This is a genomic window from Streptomyces sp. rh34 (assembly GCF_002551245.1).
Classification (GTDB): domain Bacteria; phylum Actinomycetota; class Actinomycetes; order Streptomycetales; family Streptomycetaceae; genus Streptomyces.
Map to the genome: position 1 here is coordinate 1 of NZ_NTGZ01000119.1, position 22,088 is coordinate 22,088.

Below are 22,088 nucleotides of genomic sequence, written 5' to 3' on the forward strand. Positions count from 1 at the left end.
GTCCACCCCGACCCGGGCCCCGGGCCCACGCTCCGGGAGCCCGCCGCACCCGGCCCCCATGCCCCGGCCCCCGCCGCCCCGCGCGGCTACCGGGCCGTCTTCGCCGTCACCGAGTTCCGGGCCGTCTTCGCCGCGCACCTGCTCTCGCTGCTCGGCGTCGTGGTCAGTGAGCTGGCGCTCACCGTGCTCGTCTACGACCTCACCGGCTCCCCGCTGCTCAGCGCGCTGACGTTCGCGCTGGGGCTGCTCCCGTACATGGTCGGCGGGACCCTGTTCGCGGGGGTCGCCGACCGCTACCCGGCCCGCCGCGTCCTGGTCGTCTGCGACCTGCTCTGCGCGGCCTGCGTCGCCGTGATGCTGGTGCCCGCCACCCCGGTCGCCGGACTCCTCGCCCTGCGCTGCCTGGTCGCCGCCATCGCGCCCGTCTTCACCGGGACCCGGATGGCGGCGCTCACCGACATCCTCGGCGAGGGCGACCTCTACGTGCTGGGCCGTTCGCTGCTGCGGATCGTCTCGCAGAGCGCGATGCTCATCGGGTTCGGCGCCGGAGGGGTGCTGCTCACCGTGCTGTCCCCGCGCGGCGCGATCTCCGTCACCGTGGTGACCTTCCTGTGCTCGGCCGCCCTGCTCCGCTTCGGCACCCGCGACCGCCCCGCCCGTAACGCCACCGGCGACGGCGGCGGGACGCTGCTGAAGGAGTCGCTCTCCGGAGCCCGTCTGGTGCTGGGCGACCGCCGTGTCCGGGCGCTGATGCTGCTGTTCTGGCTGCCCGCGATGTTCGTGGTGGCCCCGGAGGCGCTCGCCGCCCCGTACGCCGACGCGATCGGGGCCTCGCCCGCCGCGCTCGGGCTGCTGCTCTGCGCGATGGCCGTCGGGCACATCGGGGCCGAGCTGTTCGTGGGCTCGGCGCTCAGTCCCCGTAACCGCTCCCGGATCGTCCTGCCGGTCGCCGCCGCCGGCCTGCTCCCGCTCCTCGTGTACGTGGTCCGCCCCGGACTGCCGCTCGCCCTGGCGGCCCTCGCGCTGGCCGGCGCGGGAGCCGCGTACGTGATCGGGCTCGACCAGTGGTTCGTCGACGCCGTGCCCCAGGAGCTGCGCGGCCGGGCCATGACGCTGCTCACCGCCGGGCTGATGACCGTCCAGGGCCTCGGGATGGCGCTGGCGGGGCTCGCGGCCGAGTTCTTCCCCGTGCACCAGGTGGTCGCCGGATCCGGAATCATCGGTACCGTCTGCACGCTCCTGCTCGTCGCCGAGGTCCGCGGGACCGCCCCCGGACGGATGTCCGATACCGAAGGACGAGACGGGGCTGACCGGCATGTGACCAGTCGGTAAGGTCATTGCCGTGCCGAAGCCGCTCCGTCTTCCCTTCGATCCCATCGCCCGCGCCGACGAGCTCTGGCAGCAGCGCTGGGGACCCGTGCCCTCGATGGGGGCGATCACCTCGATCATGCGGGCCCAGCAGATCCTGCTCGCCGAGGTAGACGCCGTCGTCAAGCCGTACGGGCTGACCTTCGCCCGGTACGAGGCGCTGGTGCTGCTCGCCTTCTCCAAGGCCGGTGAGCTGCCGATGTCCAAGATCGGGGAGCGGCTGATGGTGCATCCCACCTCGGTCACCAACACCGTGGACCGGCTGGTCAGGTCCGGTCTCGTCGACAAGCGGCCGAACCCGAACGACGGCCGCGGAACGCTGGCGTCCATCACCGAAAAGGGCCGCGACGTCGTCGAGGCGGCCACCCGGGACCTGGTCGCGATCGACTTCGGGCTCGGGGCGTACGACTCCGAGGAATGCGCCGAGATCTTCGCCATGCTGCGTCCGCTGCGGGTGGCTGCCCAGGACTTCGAGGAGAAGTGAACGCGGGCTTCCGGTGAGGCCGGGGTCGCGCGAAGATCGCCCCGGTCGTCCCGTTACGCTCGTAGCCATGAAACAGAACGTGCTCACCCGCTACCGGGTGATGGCCTACGTCACCGCCGTCTGGCTGCTCGTCTTCACCGCGGCGATCATCGCGAAGTACGGCTTCGAGACCGGCGACACCATGCTGATCTCCCAGATCCACGGCGTGCTGTTCATCGTCTACGTCGTCTTCGCCTTCGACCTCGGCTCCAAGGCGAAGTGGCCCTTCGGCAAGCTCCTGTGGGTGCTGGCCGCGGGCTGCATCCCCTTCGCCTCGTTCTTCGTCGAACCGAAGGTCAGCCGCGAGGCCCGCGCCCTGGTCACCGACCCCGCGCCGGTGACCGCCAAGGCCTGAGCCCCGGGCTCCCGGACCACCCCGAACCGCCCGCGCGAAAGCGCCGGGCGGTTTGCCATCGACATTTACTAGGACGTCCTAGTAAATTCGAAGGTATGGACGCTGACGCGATCGAGGAAGGCCGCCTCCGCTGGCAGGCCCGTTACGACAAGGCCCGCAAGCGTGACGCGGACTTCACCACGCTCTCCGGGGACCCGGTCGAGCCCGCGTACGGGCCACGCCCCGGTGACACGTACGAGGGATTCGAGCGGATCGGCTGGCCGGGGGAGTACCCCTTCACCCGGGGGCTGCACCCCACCGGCTACCGGGGCCGCACCTGGACGATCCGCCAGTTCGCCGGCTTCGGCAACGCCCAGCAGACCAACGAGCGCTACAAGATGATCCTCGCGGCGGGCGGCGGCGGCCTCAGCGTCGCCTTCGACATGCCGACGCTGATGGGCCGCGACTCCGACGACCCGCGCTCGCTCGGCGAGGTCGGCCACTGCGGCGTCGCCATCGACTCGGCGGCCGACATGGAGGTCCTCTTCGGGGACATCCCCCTCGGCGACGTCACCACCTCGATGACGATCAGCGGCCCGGCCGTGCCCGTCTTCTGCATGTACCTGGTCGCCGCCGAGCGCCAGGGCGTCGACCCGGGCGTGCTCAACGGCACGCTCCAGACCGACATCTTCAAGGAGTACATCGCGCAGAAGGAGTGGCTCTTCCAGCCCGAGCCCCACCTGCGCCTCATCGGCGACCTGATGGAGCACTGCGCCCGCGACATCCCCGCCTACAAGCCGCTCTCCGTCTCCGGCTACCACATCCGTGAGGCCGGGGCGACGGCCGCGCAGGAGCTGGCGTACACCCTCGCGGACGGCTTCGGCTACGTGGAGCTGGGCCTCTCGCGCGGCCTGGACGTCGACGCCTTCGCCTCCGGGCTCTCCTTCTTCTTCGACGCGCACCTGGACTTCTTCGAGGAGATCGCCAAGTTCCGCGCCGCCCGCCGCATCTGGGCCCGCTGGATGAAGGAGACGTACGGCGCGAAGACCGACAAGGCGCAGTGGCTGCGCTTCCACACCCAGACCGCCGGTGTCTCCCTCACCGCGCAGCAGCCGTACAACAACGTGGTGCGAACGGCGGTGGAGGCGCTCTCCGCCGTTCTCGGCGGCACCAACTCGCTGCACACCAACGCCCTCGACGAGACCCTCGCGCTCCCCTCGGAGCAGGCCGCCGAGATCGCCCTGCGCACCCAGCAGGTGCTGATGGAGGAGACCGGCGTCGCCAATGTGGCCGACCCGCTGGGCGGCTCCTGGTACGTCGAGCAGCTCACCGACCGGATCGAGGCCGAAGCCGAGAAGATCTTCGACCAGATCAGGGAGCGCGGCACCCGGGCCCACCCCGACGGGCGGCACCCCATCGGGCCGATGACCTCCGGCATCCTGCGCGGCATCGAGGACGGCTGGTTCACCGGCGAGATCGCCGAGTCCGCGTTCCAGTACCAGCGGGCCCTGGAGAAGGGCGACAAGCGGGTCGTCGGGGTCAACGTCCACCACGGCTCGGTCACCGGCGACCTGGAGATCCTCCGGGTCAGCCACGAGGTCGAACGTGACCAGGTCAGCCAGCTCGCCGACCGCAGGTCCCGCCGCGACGACGCCAAGGTGACCGCCGCCCTCGACGCGATGCTCGCCTCCGCCCGCGACGGCTCCAACATGATCGCGCCGATGCTGGACGCGGTACGGGCCGAGGCCACGCTCGGCGAGATCTGCGGAGTGCTGCGCGAGGAGTGGGGCACCTACACGGAGCCGCCGGGCTTCTGAGCCCGGCTATCCGGCCTGCGCGCCCGCCAGCCCCAGCAGCAGCAGCGAGGTGAAGCCGGTCGCCCAGTCGGAGTCCACCGGCTCCGCACTCACCAGGGTGCGGTGCACCACGGCTCCGGCGATCACGTCGAAGATCAGGTCCGCGTTGCGGGCGGCCGTCGAGGCATCGTCCTCGTACCGCAGCTCGCCGCGGGCCTGGGCGCGTTCCCGGCCCAGCAGCACCAGCCGCTTCTGCCGGTCCACGATGGCCGAGCGGATCCTCAGGCGCAGCGAGTCGTCGCGGGTGGACTCGGCGACCACCGCCATCAGCGCCGTACGGGCCTCCGGCCGCTCCAGCAGGGCGGCGAACTGGAGCACGACGCCCTGCACATCGGCGGCCAGGCTGCCGCGGTCGGGCAGCTCCAGCTCGTCGAACAGGACGGCGACCGCGTCCACGACCAGCTCGTTCTTGCCCGCCCAGCGCCGGTAGAGGGTCGTCTTGGCGACACCGGCCCGGGTCGCCACATCACCCATCGTCAGCTTCGACCAGCCGAGATCGACCAGGGAGGCCCGCGTCGCTTCGAGGATCGCGGCATCGGCCGCGGTGCTCCGCGGACGTCCTGTTCGGGTGGCTCTGGGGTCGCTGTCGTTCATGATGCGGCGACCATACCGGCCAGTAGGGGAAACGGTTGTGCTCCGATGCCCGTGAGACAGATCACCGGGATCACCTGTCCGGGCGGGGGGATCGACAGTTACGCTACGGGTCGTAGCGTAAGGAAGGCGGCCGGATCGCCCCCGTACGCCACGGAACGAACGAGCGAGCGACAGCCACCGGGGTCTCCATGGAGATCCCAGGCGCCGGGTGGGGACCCGGGGCCGCACGGACCGGCCGGATGGGGATCCGGAAGGTCCAGCCGGGTCTTTCGGGGCCCGGTCAGTTCCAGCCAGGGTCTTTCAGGGGCCCGACCGGTCTCACCGGGGCCTTTCGAGCGCTTCGGGGAGCCAGGACCGCCTCGGTCCGTCCGCCCCCGCACGCCGGTGGGGGCGGACGGACCGGTCCGGTTCTCGCACTCGCTTTCCGGAACGGTGTGCTCAGGGGGGAGGATGTACGCATGCAGCCTAGGAACATGTCCATGAGCGGCGTTGTCGACCTCGCCGCTGTCAAGGCGGCCGGTGAGGCCAAGGCCAAGGCGGAGCAGGCCCGCGCGGAGGCCGCCCGTACCGGAGGCGCCGGCGCCGTCGCGCCCGCCGCCCTGGTGATCGACGTCGATGAAGCCGGATTCGAGCGCGATGTCCTCCAGCGCTCCGCCGAGGTCCCCGTCGTCATCGACTTCTGGGCCGAGTGGTGCCAGCCATGCAAGCAGCTGGGCCCCCTGCTGGAGCGCCTGGCCGTCGAGTACAACGGCCGCTTCCTGCTGGCCAAGGTCGATGTCGACGCCAACCAGATGCTGATGCAGCAGTTCGGCATCCAGGGCATCCCGGCGGTCTTCGCCGTCGTCGCCGGGCAGGCCCTGCCGCTCTTCCAGGGCGCGGCCCCCGAGGCCCAGATCCGCGAGACGCTGGACCAGCTGATCCAGGTCGGCGAGGAGCGCTTCGGGCTGACCGGGATCGCCGTCGACCCGGCCGCCGCCACGGAGGACGCCGTCCCGGCCGAGGTTCCCGCCGGCCCGTACGACGCCCTGCTGGAGGCCGCCGCGTCCGCACTCGACGCCAACGACTTCGGCGGCGCGGTCCAGGCCTACAAGAACGTCCTCGTGGACGACCCGGGCAACCCGGAGGCCAAGCTCGGCCTGGCCCAGGCGGAGTTGCTCGGCCGCGTCCAGAGCGTGGACCCGCAGGCGGTCCGCAAGGAAGCCGCGGAGAACCCGGGCGATGTGAACGCCCAGCTCGCCGCCGCCGATCTCGACCTGGTCGGCGGACATGTCGAGGACGCCTTCGGCCGGCTCGTCGAAGCGGTCCGCCGCACCGCGGGCGACGACCGCGACGCCGCCCGGCTGCGGCTCCTTGAGCTGTTCGAGGTGATCGGTCCGGAGGACCCCAGGGTCACCGCCGCGCGCACCTCGCTGGCCCGCGTCCTGTTCTGATCCCGGCTCGCCGTCCGCTCCGGGCGAGCCCGATTGTTCCGATGTGACAAGACGGCCGCACCGCCCTCCGGGCGGCGCGGCCGTTTTCCTGTCCCGACGCGAAACAAGAGCGCGAGAAGCCTTCGCTTTACCAAATCTTGACAAAGATGCGAGCTGTTACTCGCAGTAAGGCGGGTCGGTGGTTCTGTCCCGCTTCCATGGCGTTTTCCGCCATTTCGATGTCCCTTTCGTGCCACCCTGTGTCGCCGCGTGATGCCGCCCTGTCGCCCTCCGGTCATCGAGCCGCTACTAGCCAGTAACGATCCCCCTTGTGTCGCGGCCGTGAATGCACCACGATCGGCCACGCTCGGTCCCCTACCTTCGGCCCGGTCTCCAGTCGGTGCCCGAGGGTCTGTTGGGTCCCCACCGAGTGGTCGGCGGCAGTGGCGCCGACCGCGGACAGGGGGGTTCCCGCCCACGGGCGGGGCCTGTCCGACCGGCCGCGCGGAAAGCGCGGCCAGTGGTTGTCGCTCGGGGGTGAACGCCGGTGGATCGGATACGGGACACGTCTCCGAGCGCGGGCGCTCTCCTTCCCGAGGACGTAGCACTTCTCCCATCCCAGGACGGGCACGACGCCCGGACCGGAGATGTACGTCCGAGAAGAAGGAGCAAGTATGAGTTCCCAGGTTCGCGGTGGGACGAGATGGAAGCGGTTCGCTCTGGTCATGGTGCCGAGCGTCGCCGCGACGGCCGCGGTGGGCATAGGCCTGGCGCAGGGCGCGCTGGCGGCCTCGTTCAGCGTTTCCGGCCAGGAGTTCAAGGTCAAGGCCAAGGAGCTTGAGGGCTACGACTTCGTCCAGTACGGCAGTGTGGCGTCGGGCAAGACGCTCGAAGGCGAGAAGATGGCGGCTCCGGTCGCCGTGTCCGGCTTCAGCCGGGCCTACATCACCAACATGTGCCAGTCGGTGGTGACCCCGAACCTGCCGTTCGGTCTGGGGAATGTCACTCTCCGCCTGACGGCCGGTACCGGCAAGGAGAGGGTCGACGCCAAGGACCTCTACCTCGATGTGTCGCAGCTCGACGCCGACGCCGAGTTCACGAACATCGACATCGGTGTCCGGGCGGGTGACCTCACGAAGTTCCCGGACAAGGAGACGAAGACGGGCATCCAGCCCAACACGTCTGCCAACCCGAACGGTTTCTCGCAGCGCGCCGAGAAGGCCGTACTGAAGAACGTCGAGCAGAAGGCGTGGGCTACGACGGCCGGGACGTTCAAGCTTCCCGACCTGTCGCTGAAGCTCGTCTCCGGCGTCAAGGAGTGCTACTAGCACCCGCCTGGGCGGCCGATGCTCCGACCGGGGCCGGCCGCCCACCTCTACTCTTCTCACGGCAGTACCGGTTCCAGGGAGCTGTTTTCCATGAGCCCCGAGTCCACAGGGCAGAACGAGCACTACATCCGCGTCTATCGGCGACGCTTCCGCGCCTGGCGGGGTCACCGGCCGTTCTGGGCCGGACTGTTCACCATGGCCGGTGGCGTTCCCATCGCCTACTTCCCGTACGCCAACGTGCACCTCGGCAACGTGACGCTGGCCATGTCCACCACGGCCGGTGCCGGATCCCTGATCATCGGCGTGCTGCTGGTCACGCTCGGCCTGACGATGTGGTTCCACAGCATCGTCCGGGTCTTCGCCGGTGTCGCCGCCATCCTGCTGGCACTGATCTCCATACCCGTCGCCAACATCGGCGGCTTCGTCGTCGGATTCCTCCTCGCCCTCATCGGCGGAGCCCTGTCCATCTCCTGGGCCCCGGGCGAGGCGAAGAGCGACGAGGAGCCGTACGACGAGCAGGGCTCACGGCGCGCCCCGCCGGCGAAGCACCTGCCGTACGAGGAGCGCTCCGAGGGCGCGCTCCATGGAGCGGCCGTGCCCCAGCAACAGGGCGCCGGGTCCGACCAGGCAGCCGACGTCGAGGCTGGGGGGCATCGTGCGGGGTGACGACGGACAGCAGGTGAACGCCCACCCCGGCGACGCCCTCCGCGAGCGCAAGGGCCCCCGTCACGCGGCCCCCCGGAAGTCGCTGCTGACCAAACTCCACCTGCCCAGCGGCAAGAAGGCCCTGGCGCTCGCCGCGATGCCGACGGCGGTTTTCGTGGGCATGGGGCTGACGCCCAAGCTGGCCCTGGCCGACGACCGTGCCGACATCCCGTTCGCGCCCGGACCGTGTGTCACCCGGTCCGACGAGCCGAGCGATTCCGAGTCGCCGAAGGCCACCCCGTCCCCGTCGGCCACGGCGAAGGACGAGGCCGACGAGAACGCGCAGCCCGGCGACGGCGACACCGTCACGCCCACGCCCAAGCCCTCGGCCGGCGGTTCCGCCGACGGGGCGAAGCCCGACGCGGACGCGGACACGTCGGCGCGGACCGCCGGGGAGACGCCCGCCGAGGCGCCCTCCGCGACCCCGACGCCCACGAAGTCGAAGAACCCGCTCGACCCGCTCGGCGTCGGAGACGCGCTCAAGGACCTCTTCGGCGGGCCCGACCAGAAGACCGAGCAGCCGGCGAGCCCGTCCCCGAGCCCCACGGCCGAGGCCCCGAAGCCGTCCGACGAGCCCTCCGACCAGCCGAAGGACCCGGCCGGGAGCGCGGCGGACAAGGCGAAGGAGACGTCCGACAGGACGGCCGAGGCCATCCGCGAGGCGGCCGAGAAGGCGGGCAAGGACGTCGAGGAGCTCGACGAGGACGTCAAGGGACTCGACCCCAAGACGGACGAGGCCATCCCGGACGGCGCCAAGCCCCGCTTCCCGTGCCCCGAGCCCGACCCGGACGCACTCGCCGCGGCCGAACTGGAGCCCGGCCTCCCGCTGCTCCCGTCCGACCCGTGGATCCTGAAGTCGACGCTGCTCACCCTCAACGGCCTGGACTACCACGGCATCGTCGAGGTGAAGAAGGGGGACGGCAGCATCAAGAAGGTCCTGAAGTTCACCGCCAGCTCCATCGACATCAAGGACCTGCACCAGCTGACCGTCGGCCCCGCGGGGACCACCGGCCATGTGAAGTCGCGGCCCGGATCCACGTCGACGATCCGCGACGGCGAGGTGACGATGTACACGGAGGAGCTGAAGGGCAACCTCTTCGGTCTCATCCCGATCACCTTCAGCCCCGAGACCCCGCCGCCGCTGAACGTCCCCTTCGCCTTCTTCACCAAGGTGACGGTGGTCCAGGCAGGCCAGTTCGGCGGCACGCTCACCGTTCCGGGCCTGAAGAACTACCTCGACGGCGGCAACGGCTAGCAGGCCGCCCCGATCTCGTCCGGGAGCCGCACAGAGCCGTGGGCCGTACTCCTCACCAGGAGTACGGCCCACGGCTTCGCGGTGCGGGGTGCGGTCAGTCCCGCTCGCCGCCGCCCAGGTGGTGAACCCGGACCATGTTGGTGGTGCCGGGGATGCCGGGGGGCGAACCGGCGGTGATGATCATCGTATCGCCGTCGCTGTAGCGGTTCAGCTTCAGCAGCTCCGCGTCGACCAGGTCGACCATCGCGTCGGTGTTGTCCACGTGCGGGACGACATGGGCCTCGACGCCCCAGCTCAGCGCGAGCTGGTTGCGGGTGGCCTCGTCCGTGGTGAAGGCCAGGATCGGCTGGGCCGTGCGGTAGCGGGAGAGTCGGCGCGCGGTGTCGCCGGACTTGGTGAAGGCGACCAGGGCCTTGCCGTCCAGGAAGTCCGCGATCTCGCAGGCCGCACGGGCCACCGAACCGCCCTGCGTACGGGGCTTCTTGCCGGGGACCAGCGGCTGGAGGCCCTTGGAGAGCAGCTCCTCCTCCGCGGCGACGACGATCTTCGCCATCGTCTTGACGGTCTCGATCGGGTACGCGCCCACCGAGGACTCGGCGGACAGCATGACCGCGTCCGCGCCGTCCAGGATCGCGTTGGCGACGTCGGACGCCTCGGCGCGGGTCGGCCGCGAGTTGGTGATCATCGACTCCATCATCTGGGTCGCCACGATCACCGGCTTGGCGTTGCGCCGGCACAGCTCCACCAGGCGCTTCTGCACCATCGGGACCTTCTCCAGCGGATACTCGACGGCCAGGTCGCCGCGGGCCACCATCACACCGTCGAACGCCGCGACGACGCCCTCCATGTGCTCGACCGCCTGCGGCTTCTCCACCTTGGCGATGACGGGGACCCGGCGGCCCTCCTCGTCCATCACCTTGTGGACGTCCTTGACGTCCTCGGCGTCCCGGACGAAGGAGAGGGCGACCAGGTCGCAGCCCATCCGCAGCGCGAAGCGCAGGTCCTCGACGTCCTTCCCGGACAGGGCCGGGACGTTGACCGCCGCGCCGGGCAGGTTGATGCCCTTGTGGTCGGAGATGACACCGCCCTCGATGACGATGGTCGTCACCCGGGGGCCCTCGACCGCGACGACCTTCAGTTCGACGTTGCCGTCGTTGATCAGGATCGGGTCGCCCTTGGTGACGTCGCCGGGCAGACCCTTGTAGGTCGTGCCGCAGATCGACTTGTCGCCCGGGACGTCCTCGGAGGTGATGGTGAACTCGTCCCCGCGGACCAGCTCGACCGGGCCCTCGGCGAACTTCGCCAGCCGGATCTTCGGGCCCTGGAGGTCGGCGAGCACGCCCACCGCGCGGCCGGTCTCGGCGGCCGCCTTGCGGACACGGTCGTAACGGCCCTGGTGTTCCTCGTGGGTACCGTGACTGAAGTTGAAACGGGCCACGCTCATGCCGGCCTCGATCAGAGCGACGAGCTGCTCGTGGGAGTCGACGGCGGGACCGAGGGTGCAGACGATTTTGGAACGGCGCATGGGGCGGATCCTATCGGTTTGTTTCGCTGCGGAATATTCCGTCTGGTGGAAGGTACAAAGGGGCGCGGGGGTGCTCAGTTGTCGACCCCTCCGAGGCCCGCGGGCTCCGGTCGGCCGACGAGCGCGAACGTCTGGTCGGCGATCTCCAGCTCCTCGTCCGTCGGCACCACGGCCACCGCCACCCGCGCGTACTCCGGCGAGATCAGCCGCGGCTCTCCGGACCGTACGGCGTTGAGAGAGGCGTCCACCGCCATGCCCAGCTCCTCCAGGCCCGCGATGGCAGCTTCCCGCACCGGGGCCGCGTTCTCCCCGACCCCCGCCGTGAACGCCACCGCGTCCACCCGGCCGAGCACCGCCGTATAGGCGCCGATGTACTTCTTCAGCCGGTGGATGTAGATGTCGAAGGCCAGCGCGGCCCGCTCGTCGCCCTCGTCGATCCGGCGGCGGATCACCCGCATGTCGTTGTCGCCGCACAGGCCGACCAGTCCGCTCTTCTTGTTGAGCAGGACGTCGATGTCATCGGCCGACATGCCCGCCACCCGCTTCAGGTGGAAGGTGACCGCCGGATCGATGTCCCCGGAGCGCGTACCCATCACGAGCCCTTCCAAGGGCGTCAGCCCCATGGAGGTGTCCACGCACCGCCCGCCCGCGACCGCCGAGGCGGACGCCCCGTTGCCCAGGTGCAGCACGATGACGTTCACGTCCTTGGGCGCCCGGCCCAGCAGCTCGGCCGTCCTCCGGGAGACGTACGCGTGCGAGGTGCCGTGGAAGCCGTAGCGGCGGATGCGGTGCGCGTCGGCGGTCTCCACGTCGATCGCGTACCGCGCGGCCGCCTCCGGCATCGTCGTGTGGAACGCCGTGTCGAAGACCGCGACCTGCGGCAGGTCCGGCCGCAGGGCCCGCGCCGTGACGATGCCCGTGATGTTCGCCGGGTTGTGCAGCGGCGCGACCGGGACGAGGCGCTCGATCTCCTCCAGCACCTCGTCGGTGATCACGGTCGGCGCGCTGAACCTCAGCCCGCCGTGCACCACCCGGTGCCCGATCGCGGCGAGTTCGGGGGAGTCGAGGCCGAGGCCGTCCGCCGCCAGCTCCTCGGCCGCCGCCTTGAGCGCCGCGTCGTGGTCCGCGATCCGCCCCGTACGCTCACGGGGCTCGGCGCCGTCGCCGGTCAGCGGCGTGTGCACCAGGCGCGAGGTCTCCTCGCCGATCCGCTCGACCAGGCCCGAGGCGAGCCGGGAGCGGTCGCGCATGTCGAGGAGCTGGTACTTCACCGACGAGGAGCCGGAGTTGAGGACGAGTACGCGGTGTGGTTCCACAGGGGCTGCCGTGCTTTCGTTTCCGGAGTCAGTGGCCGGGGGAGTGGGTGTCGTCATGCGGGGCGCTCCTCGCCCTGCGCCTGGATCGCCGTGATCGCCACGGTGTTGACGATGTCCTGGACGAGCGCGCCGCGCGACAGGTCGTTGACCGGCTTGCGCAGACCCTGGAGCACCGGTCCGACCGCCACCGCGCCCGCCGAGCGCTGCACCGCCTTGTAGGTGTTGTTGCCGGTGTTCAGGTCCGGGAAGATCAGCACGGTGGCCTGCCCGGCCACCTCCGACCCGGGCAGCTTCGTCGCGGCGACGGACGGCTCGACCGCCGCGTCGTACTGGATCGGCCCCTCCACCCGCAGCTCGGGCCGCTCCGCCCGCACCCGCTCGGTGGCCTCGCGCACCTTGTCGACGTCCGCACCGGAGCCGGAGGTCCCGGTGGAGTACGACAGCATCGCGATCCGGGGCTCCACGCCGAACCGGGCCGCCGTCACCGCCGACTGCACCGCGATGTCCGCCAGCTGCTCCGCGTCCGGGTCCGGGTTGACCGCGCAGTCGCCGTACACGAGGACCTTGTCGGCCAGGCACATGAAGAAGACGGACGACACGATCGACGCGTCCGGCTTCGTCTTGATGATCTCGAACGCCGGGCGGATCGTCGCCGCCGTGGAGTGCACCGACCCGGACACCATCCCGTCGGCCAGCCCCTCCTGCACCATCAGCGTGCCGAAGTAGTTCACGTCCGCCACCACGTCGACGGCCAGCTCCACCGTCACCCCGCGGTGCGCGCGCAGTTCGGCGTACCGCTCGGCGAAGAGCCCTCGCAGCTCCGAGGTGTGCGGGTCGATCAGCTGGGTGTCCGCGAGGTCGATGCCGAGGTCGGCGGCCTTCTTGCGGATCACGTCCACGTCGCCGAGCAGCGTGAGGTCGCAGACGTCCCGGCGCAGCAGTACGTCGGCGGCGCGCAGCACCCGCTCCTCGGTGCCCTCCGGCAGCACCACGCGCTTGCGGTCGGAGCGGGCCTGCTCCAGCAGCTCGTGCTCGAACATCATCGGCGTGACGCGTCCGCTGCGGGCCACCGAGATCCGGTCTAGGAGGGCGCCGGTGTCGACATGTCGCTCGAACAGGCCGAGGGCGGTCTCCGCCTTGCGGGGGGTCGCCGCGTTCAACTTGCCTTCGAGGGCGAAGAGTTCCCCGGCGGTGGGGAAGGAGCCGCCGGCCACCGACACGACCGGGGTCCCCGGTGCGAGCCGGGCGGCCAGCGTGAGTATCTCCTCGCCGGGGCGCTCGTTCAGGGTCAGCAGCACGCCCGCGATGGGCGGGGTGCCCGCGCTGTGCGCGGCCAGCGAACCCACCACCAGATCCGCCCGGTCCCCGGGGGTGACCACCAGGCAGCCGGGCGTCAGCGCGTTCAGCAGGTTCGGCAGCATGGCCCCGCCGAACACGAAGTCCAGCGCGTCGCGCGCGAGCCCCGCGTCGTCGCCGAGCAGCACCGTGCCGTCCAGCGCCGCGGTGATCTGGGCGACCGTGGGCGCCGAGAGCGCCGGGTCGTCCGGCAGGACGGAGACGGGCACCGGCAGCCGGGCCGCGAGCCGCTCCGCGATCGTCGCGCGGTCCTCGGCGGCGACCCGGTTCACCACCATGGCCAGCACATCGCAGCCGAGGCCCGCGTAGGCGCGGTAGGCGTTACGGGTCTCGGCGCGGACGGACTCCGCGTTCTGCCCCTTGCCGCCGACGACCGCGATCACCGAGGCCCCGAACTCGTTGGCCAGCCGGGCGTTCAGCGCCAGCTCGTCGGGGAGCTGGGTGGCGGCGAAGTCGCTGCCCAGGACCAGGACCACCTCGTACTCACGGGCCACCTGGTGGAAACGCCCGACGAGCCGGGAGACCAGCTCGTCCGTGCCCTTCTCCGCCTGCACGGCGGAGGCCTCGTGGTAGTCCAGGCCGTAGACGGAGGCAGGGCTCTGGGAGAGCCGGTAGCGGGCCCGGAGCAGCTCGTAGAGCCGGTCGGGTCCGTCATGGACCAGCGGACGGAAGACGCCGACCCGGTCCACCTGACGCGTCAGAAGCTCCATGACTCCCAGCTCGACGACCTGGCGGCCGTCCCCCCGGTCGATCCCGGTCACGTACACGCTGCGCGCCACGCGTGCTCTCCCGTCCTTGTGTTCGGTGCCGCGACCCGTCGGGCGTCCGGACGTGCGGTGATGCCCCCGTGCCCGCCCGGTGATCCGCCGGGTGCGGCATTGGCCTGCATTGCCTCTTGACGATACCTGCGGGGGTCGCTAGGCCGCCCGCCGGAGAGCCCGCCCCGGCAGGGACCCGGGCTCCCCACCCGAGAGGGCCTCCTACCCCCCGCGCCCGGCCGAAAGCGCGGGGCCCGTGCCGGGCGTGGGACAATCGTCCTGGTTCAGGGCACGGGGACCGCCACGGTCGGCCCCCGGAAAAAGCGCGACTAACGAGCAGGAGACACACCTCGATGCGCATCGGAATTCTCACCGCGGGCGGCGACTGCCCCGGCCTGAACGCAGTGATCCGGTCGGTCGTCCACCGGGCCGTGGTCGGCCACGGCGACGAGGTCATCGGCTTCGAGGACGGCTTCAAGGGGCTGCTCGACGGCCACTTCCGCCCCCTCGACCTCAACGCGGTCAGCGGCATCCTCGCCCGCGGCGGCACCATCCTCGGCTCGGCCCGCCTGGAGCGCGACCGGCTGCGCGAGGCCGCCGAGAACTGCGAGGAACTGGCCCGCCGCTACGGCATCGACGCGCTCATCCCGATCGGCGGCGAGGGCACGCTCACCGCGGCCCGCATGCTCTCCGACGCGGGCATGCCGGTCGTCGGCGTCCCGAAGACCATCGACAACGACATCTCCTCCACCGACCGCACCTTCGGGTTCGACACGGCGGTGGGCGTCGCGACCGAGGCCATAGACCGTCTGAAGACCACCGCCGAGTCCCACCAGCGCGTGATGGTCGTCGAGGTCATGGGCCGGCACGCGGGCTGGATCGCGCTGGAGTCCGGGATGGCCGGCGGCGCCCACGGCATCTGCCTGCCCGAGCGCCCCTTCCAGGTCGACGACCTGGTCAAGATGGTCGAGGAGCGGTTCGCGCGCGGCAAGAAGTTCGCCGTCATCTGCGTCGCCGAGGGCGCGCACCCGGCGGAGGGCTCCATGACGTACGCCAAGGGCGCGATCGACCAGTACGGCCACGAGCGCTTCCAGGGCATCGGCAACCGCCTGGCCATCGAGCTGGAGACCCGGCTCGGCAAGGAGGCCCGGCCGGTCATCCTCGGCCACGTCCAGCGCGGCGGCACGCCGACCGCGTACGACCGGGTGCTCGCCACCCGCTTCGGCTGGAACGCCGTGGAGGCCGTGCACCGCGGCGACTTCGGCCGGATGACCGCCCTGCGCGGCAACGACATCGCCATGGTCCCGCTCGCCGACGCCGTCACCCAGCTGAAGAGGGTGCCCGCCGAGCGGATGTACGAGGCCGAGTCCGTCTTCTGAACCGTACGGTCGGTTAACGCAAGCGGGCCGCCCCGGGCCGGAACCGGTCAGTCCGCATGGACCGGTCAGTCCGCATGGACCGGACAGTCCGCACGGACCGCACGGGCGGCCCGTGCGGGGTCATACCCCGGCGGTCCGCCAGAACTGCTCCACCACCCGGGCCAGGAACGCCCGCCCCGCGTCGCCCGTCGACCCGGAGCGTTCCTGGCCCGTGCTGCTCCAGCTCAGCGTGGAGACCATCAGGGCCTGGTAGTCGGTGTGCAGCTGTTCCAGCACGTCCTGGACCAGCGCCCGGTCCAGCGGGACGATCTTGGCCACCGGGCGGACGTACGCCTGCCAGCGCGTGGTGACCGCGTTGCTCAGCAGCTCCGCCAGCTCCTCGTCGCGGCCCGTAGCGGTCAGGAACTGTGCCGCCGTCAGCTCCAGCGCCCGGCACAGCGCCGCCGACTGCTTCTCGTTGCCCCGCCAGCGCCCCGACTCCTCCATCCGCAGGTACGAGGCGCCGGTCATCCCCAGCAGGCGGGCCAGGTCGTCCACGGTCAGATTCCGGGTCATCCGGTGCTCGCGCAGGGTGGCGGCGGCCGCGAGCAGCTCCCCGGGGGCGCACCAGAGGACGCCGGCGAGGGCGGTCAGCTCACGCTCGCCGGGGGTCGCGAGGCCGCGCTCCCAGGCGATCACGGTCTCTGCGCTGATCCGGAGTCCGTACTGGGCGGCGAGCCCGTAGGCGACATGGCCGGGAGCCATCCCCAGAGCCTCGCGGAGACGGCGCGCGGCGGGGGCGTTGAATGGCGGGGTGGGGTGCACGGGCCCACCGTAGAAGTCCATTTCCGCCCTGGCTACGGTAGGTTCCCCACGGATCACGCTTCGTAGGAACCTCCAGCCACGAACCGGGCGGGCGGTACGCGAATGCCGTCCCACCAGCGCTTTCTTTTGCCCCTCCGCCGGAGCACACCACGACCGTGAAACCGACCGGCAAGCGCTTGTCGGCCACGGTCGCGGCGGCCGGTCAGCGTCCTGCGGCCAGCCAGCGGTAGTGCAGCTCCGGTCTGCCGACCTGCCCGTAGTGCGGACGCCTCGTGGCGCTGCCGACGGTCACCAGGTGCTCCAGGTACCGCCGGGCCGTGATCCGGGAGATGCCCAGCCGCTCCCCGGCGGCGGCCGCCGTCACCCCCTGCGGCGACTCCTTCAGCACGCGGGTCACCGCCTCCAGCGTCGGGCCGCTGAGCCCCTTGGGGAGCGCGGCCGGATGCGCGACCCGCAACGCGCCCAGCGCCCGGTCCACCTCCTCCTGCCCACTCGCCTCCCCGGCGGCGCCCCGGAACTCCGCGTACCGGACCAGCCGGTCCCGCAGCGTGGGGTACGTGAACGGCTTCAGCACGTACTGCACGACGCCGAGCGACACCCCCTCCCGGACCACCGCGAGATCCCGCGCCGAGGTCACCGCGATCACGTCCGCCCCGTGCCCGGAGGCGCGCAGCGAGCGCAGCAGCCCGAGCCCGTGCCCGTCGGGCAGATAGAGGTCGAGCAGCAGCAGATCCACCGGCGTCCGCTCCAGCGCCCGCACCGCCGCGGCCCGGGTGTGCGCCACGGCCGTCACCGTGAAGCCCTCCACCCGCTCCACGTACATCTGGTGGGCGTCGGCGGCCACCGGATCGTCCTCCACCACCAGGACCCGGATCATGCGGTGACCTCCTTGTACCCGGGCGCGGACCCGGGCGCGGACCCGGGCGCGGGCCGCGAACCTGCCGTACGGGCCGGCAGCGGCAACCGTACGGTGAACCGCGCGCCGCCGTCCGGGCCCGCGTCCAGCTCCACCGTGCCCCCGTTGCGGTACGCCGCCTGCCGCACCAGCGCCAGACCGAGCCCGCGGCCCGCCCCGTGGGTGGACCAGCCGCGCCGGAACACCTCGTCCGCCTCCTCCGGGCCGATGCCCGCCCCACTGTCCGCGACCCGCAGCAGCAGCTCCCGCTCGTCCGCGAGCGCGGTCACGGTGACCCGGGCCCGCCCCGCCGGGCCCCCGGGCTCCCGGGGCGCGAGCACCGCCCCGGAGCCGTCGTCGGCGCCGTCCGAAGCCGCCTCCACCGCGTTGTCGATCAGATTCCCCAGGATCGTCACCAGATCACGCTGGGCCAGCGAGGGCGGCAGCGCCCCGTCGTCGATCAGGCTGTCCTCCGCGAGCACCAGCTCCACGCCGCGCTCGTGCCCCTGGGCCGCCTTGCCGAGCAGCAGCGCCGCGAGCACCGGCTCCTCCACCGCCCCCACCACCCGGTCGGTCAGCGCCTGGGCCAGCTCCAGCTCCGCCGTGGCGAAGTCCACCGCCTCCTCCACCCGGTCCAGCTCGATCAGCGACACCACGGTGTGCAGCCGGTTCGCCGCCTCATGGGCCTGGGAGCGGAGCGCCTGCGTGAAACCGCGCTCGGAGTCCAGCTCACCGGAGAGCGCCTGCAACTCGGTGTGGTCCCGCAGGGTCACCACCGTGCCGCGCCGCTCACCGCCCACCACCGGACGGGTGTTCACCACCACAACCCGCTCCGCCGTCAGGTGCAGCTCGTCCACCCGCGCCTCCGACGCCAGCAGCGCCCCGGTCAGCGGCGCGGGCAGGGCCAGCTCGTCGACCGTACGGCCGACCGCCTCCGCGTCCGGCTCCAGGCCCAGCAGCTCCCGCCCGGCGTCGTTGATCAGCGCGATCCGCCGCTGCCCGTCCAGCATCAGCAGCCCCTCGCGCACCGCGTGCAGGGTGGCCTGGTGGTAGTCGTGCAGCCGGCTCAGCTCGGCCGCGTTCATCCCGTGGGTGTGCCGCCGCAGCCGGGCGTTGACCACGTACGTGCCGATCCCGCCGAGCGCCAGCGCCCCACCGGCCGCGAGCCCGAGCGCGCCGAGCTGGTCCCGCACCTGCGAGGAGACCCGGTCCACGGTGATGCCCGCGCTGACCAGGCCGACGATCCGCCCGTTGTCGCGGATCGGGGTCACCACCCGTATCGAGGGGCCCAGCGTGCCGGTGTACGTCTCGGTGAAGGTCTGCCCGCGCAGGGCCTTCGCGGTGTTCCCGAGGAAGACGTCCCCGATCTGCTCCGTGTCCGGATGCGTCCAGCGCACCCGCCCGGGGTCCATGATCGTGATGAAGGTGATCCCGGTGTCCTCCCGCACCCGCTCCGCGTACGGCTGGAGTGCGGCGGACGGGTCCGGGGTACGGATGGCCTCCCGTACGGAAGGGGAGTCGGCCACCGCCAGCGCCGCCACCCGCACCTGCCGGGCGGCCGTCTCCTCGGCCTGCGCGCTGCCCGAGACGTACGCGAAGACGGCGCACCCCGCCACCACCGCGGCGATGAGCACGACCTGCATGGCGAACAGCTGGCCCGCCAGGGACCGGGGGCGGGTACGGGGGAGGCGCATACCCCACAGTCTGCCTCGCGCCGCCGGGCCTTCCCGGGGCGGCCGGAAGCCGACCGTGAACGATATGAACGCAAGGGTGACCGGGGTCACAGGGAGGTGGATAGTCACCGAAGCCCCCAGGGACGGGGGCGCAAGCCCACCGAGCCCAGGAGCCCCACCATGGCTGTGGCAGCCAAACAACGGGACCGAACCCACTACCTGTACATCGCCGTGATCGCCGCCGTGGCGCTCGGCATCCTGGTGGGCTTCGCCGCCCCCGGGGTGGCCGTCGAGCTGAAGCCCATCGGCGCCGGCTTCGTGAACCTGATCAAGATGATGATCTCGCCGATCATCTTCTGCACGATCGTCCTGGGCGTCGGCTCGGTGCGCAAGGCCGCCAAGGTCGGCGCGGTCGGCGGTCTGGCGCTGGGCTACTTCCTGGTCATGTCGACCGTGGCCCTCGCCATCGGCCTGCTCGTCGGCAACGTCCTGGAGCCCGGCTCCACCCTCCACATCACCGAGCAGGCGCGGGCCGCGGGCGAGGCGCAGGCGTCGGGCGCGAGCGAGTCCACCGTGGACTTCCTGCTCGGCATCATCCCGACCACCATCGTCTCCGCCTTCACCGCGGGCGAGGTCCTCCAGACCCTGCTCGTCGCGCTGCTCGCGGGCTTCGCGCTCCAGGCGATGGGCTCGACGGGCGAGCCGATCATCCGTGGCATCACCCACATCCAGCGCCTCGTCTTCCGCATCCTCGCCATGATCATGTGGGCCGCCCCGGTCGGCGCGTTCGGCGCGATCGCCGCGGTGGTCGGCGAGACCGGCCTCGACGCCCTGAAGTCCCTGGCGATCATCATGATCGGGTTCTACATCACCTGCGCGCTGTTCGTCTTCGTGGTGCTCGGCGTGATCCTGCGCCTGGTCGCCGGGGTCAACCTCTTCTCGCTGCTGAAGTACCTGGGCCGCGAGTTCCTGCTCATCCTGTCCACCTCCTCCTCCGAGTCGGCCCTGCCGCGGCTGATCGCGAAGATGGAGCACCTGGGCGTCAGCAAGCCCGTCGTCGGCATCACCGTGCCGACCGGCTACTCCTTCAACCTCGACGGCACCGCGATCTACCTCACGATGTCCTCGCTGTTCATCGCCAACGCGATGGGAGACCCGCTGAGCGCGAGCGAGCAGATCTCACTCCTGATCTTCATGATCATCGCCTCGAAGGGCGCGGCGGGCGTGACCGGCGCGGGCCTGGCGACCCTGGCCGGCGGACTCCAGTCCCACCGCCCCGAACTCGTCGACGGCGTCGGCCTGATCGTCGGCATCGACCGCTTCATGAGCGAGGCCCGCGCGCTGACCAACTTCGCGGGCAACGCGGTCGCCACGGTGCTGGTCGGCCACTGGACCAAGGAGATCGACAAGGACCGGGTGAGCGAGGTGCTGGCCGGCCGGGTCCCGTTCGACGAGAAGACCCTCGTCGACGACCACGCCCCGGCAGGCGGCTCCGGCGACTCCGGCGAGGTCCCCGAGCAGCGGGACACCGCAGAGCAGCCCGCGAAGGTCTGACCCGACGCGCCGCGCACCCACACCCCTCACAGCCACCGCGGCACCCCCCACCCGAGGACACCCGTACCCCCGGTACGGGTGTCCTCGGTTTCCGTGTCCGGTACTGGTGCCTTGTGTCCGTGTTCTGTCACGACCGCTCCGGACCGCACAACCCTCCTCGTCCGGCACCGGTCCTGAGAGGTGAAGGACCGCAGTCCGCCCACGAGCCCCCACGACCGAAGGACTTCCATGCGCATCCCCCCTTCCCGCAGCCGTACCCTGCGCGGCGGGACCGCCGCCGTGGCCGCCACCGCGCTGGTGGCGCTGGGCGCCTCGCCGGCGGCCGCCGAGCCGGAGCCGGACCTCGGCGTCGGAACGATCGCACCGATCAAGGGGGTTCAGGCCGGAAGCGCGTTCTCCACCCCCCTGACCTTCCTCAACAAGGGGACGGAGGAGGTGCCCGTCTCCTACGTGACGTACGTCGTGTCGCCCGGTCTCCAGGCGGACGAGATGCACAAGAACTGCAGCTACTACACGATCCCCTCCCACGACGAGATACCCGACTCGCACGTCGCCGCCTGCAAGATCGACCAGCCGCTGAAGCCGGGCGTCGTCTACGGGACGGAGAAGCCGCTCTCCCTCAAGGCGCTCGACTCCGCGCTCAACGACGACCTGCGGGTGAGGATCGGCGTCGTCGAGCCGGACCCGGACGAGGGCGACAGCGGCTCCACCGATCCGGTACAGGGCACCGGTGACCCGCTCACGCTGGTCGAGAAGGGCCCGGCCACCGACGCCGACCGGAAGAACCACCCCGAACCGGCCGCCTCGGCCGACGTCACCGCGGCGAACACCGCCGACTTCGGCCTGACCGGAGCCGAGCTGAAGGGCGGGGTCGGCGACAAGGTCACCGCGACGGTGAAGTTCGCCAACAAGGGCCCCGCCCGGGTGCAGGGGGAGATGGACCAGAGCGTGACCACCGTGGACATCCGGATCCCGAAGGGCACGTCCGTCGTCAAGGCGCACGGATACTGCGACGCGGTCACCACGACGCACTACCGCTGCGGGACCTCGCAGTCCTGGGTGGATGCGGGCGGCGGCGAGAGCTACCCCTTCGTCCTGCGCATCGACAAGGCGGTCGGTCGCACCACCGGCGAGGTCTCCTTCAGCGGGCAGGAGCGCCCCTTCGACCGGAACGCGGCCAATGACACCGCGCAGATCGTGATCGACACCGGCAAGGGCTCGGACACCTCCGGCTCCTCCGGTTCCACGGACGGTACGGGTAGTACGGGTGGTACGGGTGGCTCCTCGTCCACCGGCGGCTCCGGCTCCACCGGCTCGACCGGCTCCACGAGCGGCGCCGGCGGGACCGGCACCACCGGCGGCTCCGCCGACACGGGCGGTTCGACGACCGGCGGCGCGACCCCGCAGACGACCGGCGGCGGCAACCTCGCCGCGACCGGCTCGGACTCCACCGTGC

General features: G+C 71.4%; 18 protein-coding genes. 11 read left to right on the forward strand and 7 right to left on the reverse strand.

Going from position 1 to position 22,088, the window contains the following annotated elements:
• The 4 genes from CR470_RS21570 to CR470_RS21585 form a co-directional block, all read left to right on the forward strand.
• On the forward strand, nt 1-1,332 hold a 1,332-nt coding region (locus CR470_RS21570), incomplete at its 5' end, for an MFS transporter (RefSeq protein ID WP_179892336.1).
• A 10-nt stretch (nt 1,333-1,342) separates the two neighbouring features.
• Nucleotides 1,343-1,852 carry a MarR family winged helix-turn-helix transcriptional regulator gene (locus CR470_RS21575; protein ID WP_097869197.1) on the forward strand — a complete coding sequence of 170 codons (510 nt, stop codon included), beginning with the start codon at nt 1,343-1,345 and terminating at the stop codon, nt 1,850-1,852.
• Between the two features lie 67 nt (nt 1,853-1,919).
• Nucleotides 1,920-2,246, forward strand: coding sequence for a DUF3817 domain-containing protein (locus tag CR470_RS21580; protein ID WP_097869198.1), 327 nt, complete (start codon nt 1,920-1,922; stop codon nt 2,244-2,246).
• A gap of 95 nt (nt 2,247-2,341) precedes the next feature.
• A complete protein-coding gene (locus tag CR470_RS21585) occupies nt 2,342-4,042 on the forward strand; it encodes an acyl-CoA mutase large subunit family protein (protein WP_097869199.1) in 1,701 nt (566 codons plus the stop codon).
• Between the two features lie 6 nt (nt 4,043-4,048).
• Here the strand turns inward: CR470_RS21585 and CR470_RS21590 are convergent, their stop codons facing one another.
• Complete coding sequence (locus tag CR470_RS21590) at nt 4,049-4,675, reverse strand: TetR/AcrR family transcriptional regulator (protein ID WP_097869200.1); 627 nt, start codon at nt 4,673-4,675, stop codon at nt 4,049-4,051.
• Nucleotides 4,676-5,133: 458 nt separating this feature from the next.
• On the opposite strand from CR470_RS21590, the gene CR470_RS21595 reads away from it, so the two are divergent.
• The 4 genes from CR470_RS21595 (at nt 5,134) to CR470_RS21615 (ending at nt 9,372) form a co-directional block, all read left to right on the forward strand.
• Nucleotides 5,134-6,105: a tetratricopeptide repeat protein gene (locus tag CR470_RS21595; RefSeq protein WP_097869201.1), complete on the forward strand. Its 972-nt coding sequence runs from the start codon at nt 5,134-5,136 to the stop codon at nt 6,103-6,105.
• Nucleotides 6,106-6,758: 653 nt separating this feature from the next.
• The gene (locus tag CR470_RS21605; RefSeq protein WP_097869202.1) at nt 6,759-7,412 is read left to right on the forward strand and encodes a DUF6230 family protein; all 654 of its coding nucleotides are present in this window, start codon (nt 6,759-6,761) and stop codon (nt 7,410-7,412) included.
• Nucleotides 7,413-7,502: 90 nt separating this feature from the next.
• Nucleotides 7,503-8,078 carry a DUF6114 domain-containing protein gene (locus tag CR470_RS21610; RefSeq protein ID WP_097869203.1) on the forward strand — a complete coding sequence of 192 codons (576 nt, stop codon included), beginning with the start codon at nt 7,503-7,505 and terminating at the stop codon, nt 8,076-8,078.
• Entirely contained in the window at nt 8,068-9,372 is a 1,305-nt protein-coding gene (locus tag CR470_RS21615) for a hypothetical protein (protein ID WP_097869204.1), read from the forward strand. The genes CR470_RS21610 and CR470_RS21615 overlap by 11 nt, the downstream gene beginning before the upstream one ends.
• Before the next feature lie 94 nt (nt 9,373-9,466).
• Here CR470_RS21615 and pyk read toward each other — a convergent pair whose 3' ends face one another.
• From pyk to pta, 3 genes are all read right to left on the reverse strand, one after another.
• Nucleotides 9,467-10,897 carry a pyruvate kinase gene (gene pyk / locus CR470_RS21620; protein WP_097869205.1) on the reverse strand — a complete coding sequence of 477 codons (1,431 nt, stop codon included), beginning with the start codon at nt 10,895-10,897 and terminating at the stop codon, nt 9,467-9,469.
• Between the two features lie 74 nt (nt 10,898-10,971).
• Nucleotides 10,972-12,213, reverse strand: a complete 1,242-nt coding sequence (locus CR470_RS21625) for an acetate kinase (protein ID WP_097869206.1) — start codon at nt 12,211-12,213, stop codon at nt 10,972-10,974.
• Between the two features lie 53 nt (nt 12,214-12,266).
• Nucleotides 12,267-14,348, reverse strand: coding sequence for a phosphate acetyltransferase (gene pta / locus CR470_RS21630; protein WP_097869207.1), 2,082 nt, complete (start codon nt 14,346-14,348; stop codon nt 12,267-12,269).
• A 332-nt stretch (nt 14,349-14,680) separates the two neighbouring features.
• On the opposite strand from pta, the gene CR470_RS21635 reads away from it, so the two are divergent.
• Entirely contained in the window at nt 14,681-15,706 is a 1,026-nt protein-coding gene (locus tag CR470_RS21635) for an ATP-dependent 6-phosphofructokinase (protein WP_097869208.1), read from the forward strand.
• Between the two features lie 120 nt (nt 15,707-15,826).
• On the opposite strand, the gene CR470_RS21640 is transcribed toward CR470_RS21635, so the two are convergent.
• The 3 genes from CR470_RS21640 to CR470_RS21650 form a co-directional block, all read right to left on the reverse strand.
• Nucleotides 15,827-16,531 carry a helix-turn-helix domain-containing protein gene (locus CR470_RS21640; protein ID WP_179892337.1) on the reverse strand — a complete coding sequence of 235 codons (705 nt, stop codon included), beginning with the start codon at nt 16,529-16,531 and terminating at the stop codon, nt 15,827-15,829.
• A 181-nt stretch (nt 16,532-16,712) separates the two neighbouring features.
• A complete protein-coding gene (locus CR470_RS21645) occupies nt 16,713-17,387 on the reverse strand; it encodes a response regulator (RefSeq protein ID WP_097869209.1) in 675 nt (224 codons plus the stop codon).
• Nucleotides 17,384-19,099 carry a sensor histidine kinase gene (locus CR470_RS21650; protein WP_097869210.1) on the reverse strand — a complete coding sequence of 572 codons (1,716 nt, stop codon included), beginning with the start codon at nt 19,097-19,099 and terminating at the stop codon, nt 17,384-17,386. The genes CR470_RS21645 and CR470_RS21650 overlap by 4 nt, the downstream gene beginning before the upstream one ends.
• A gap of 159 nt (nt 19,100-19,258) precedes the next feature.
• Here CR470_RS21650 and CR470_RS21655 point away from each other — a divergent pair, with 159 nt between their 5' ends.
• Both CR470_RS21655 and CR470_RS21660 read left to right on the forward strand, forming a co-directional pair.
• Nucleotides 19,259-20,632 carry a cation:dicarboxylate symporter family transporter gene (locus tag CR470_RS21655; protein WP_097869211.1) on the forward strand — a complete coding sequence of 458 codons (1,374 nt, stop codon included), beginning with the start codon at nt 19,259-19,261 and terminating at the stop codon, nt 20,630-20,632.
• Between the two features lie 228 nt (nt 20,633-20,860).
• A partial coding sequence (locus tag CR470_RS21660) for a peptidase (protein ID WP_097869212.1) occupies nt 20,861-22,088 on the forward strand: 1,228 nt, incomplete at its 3' end.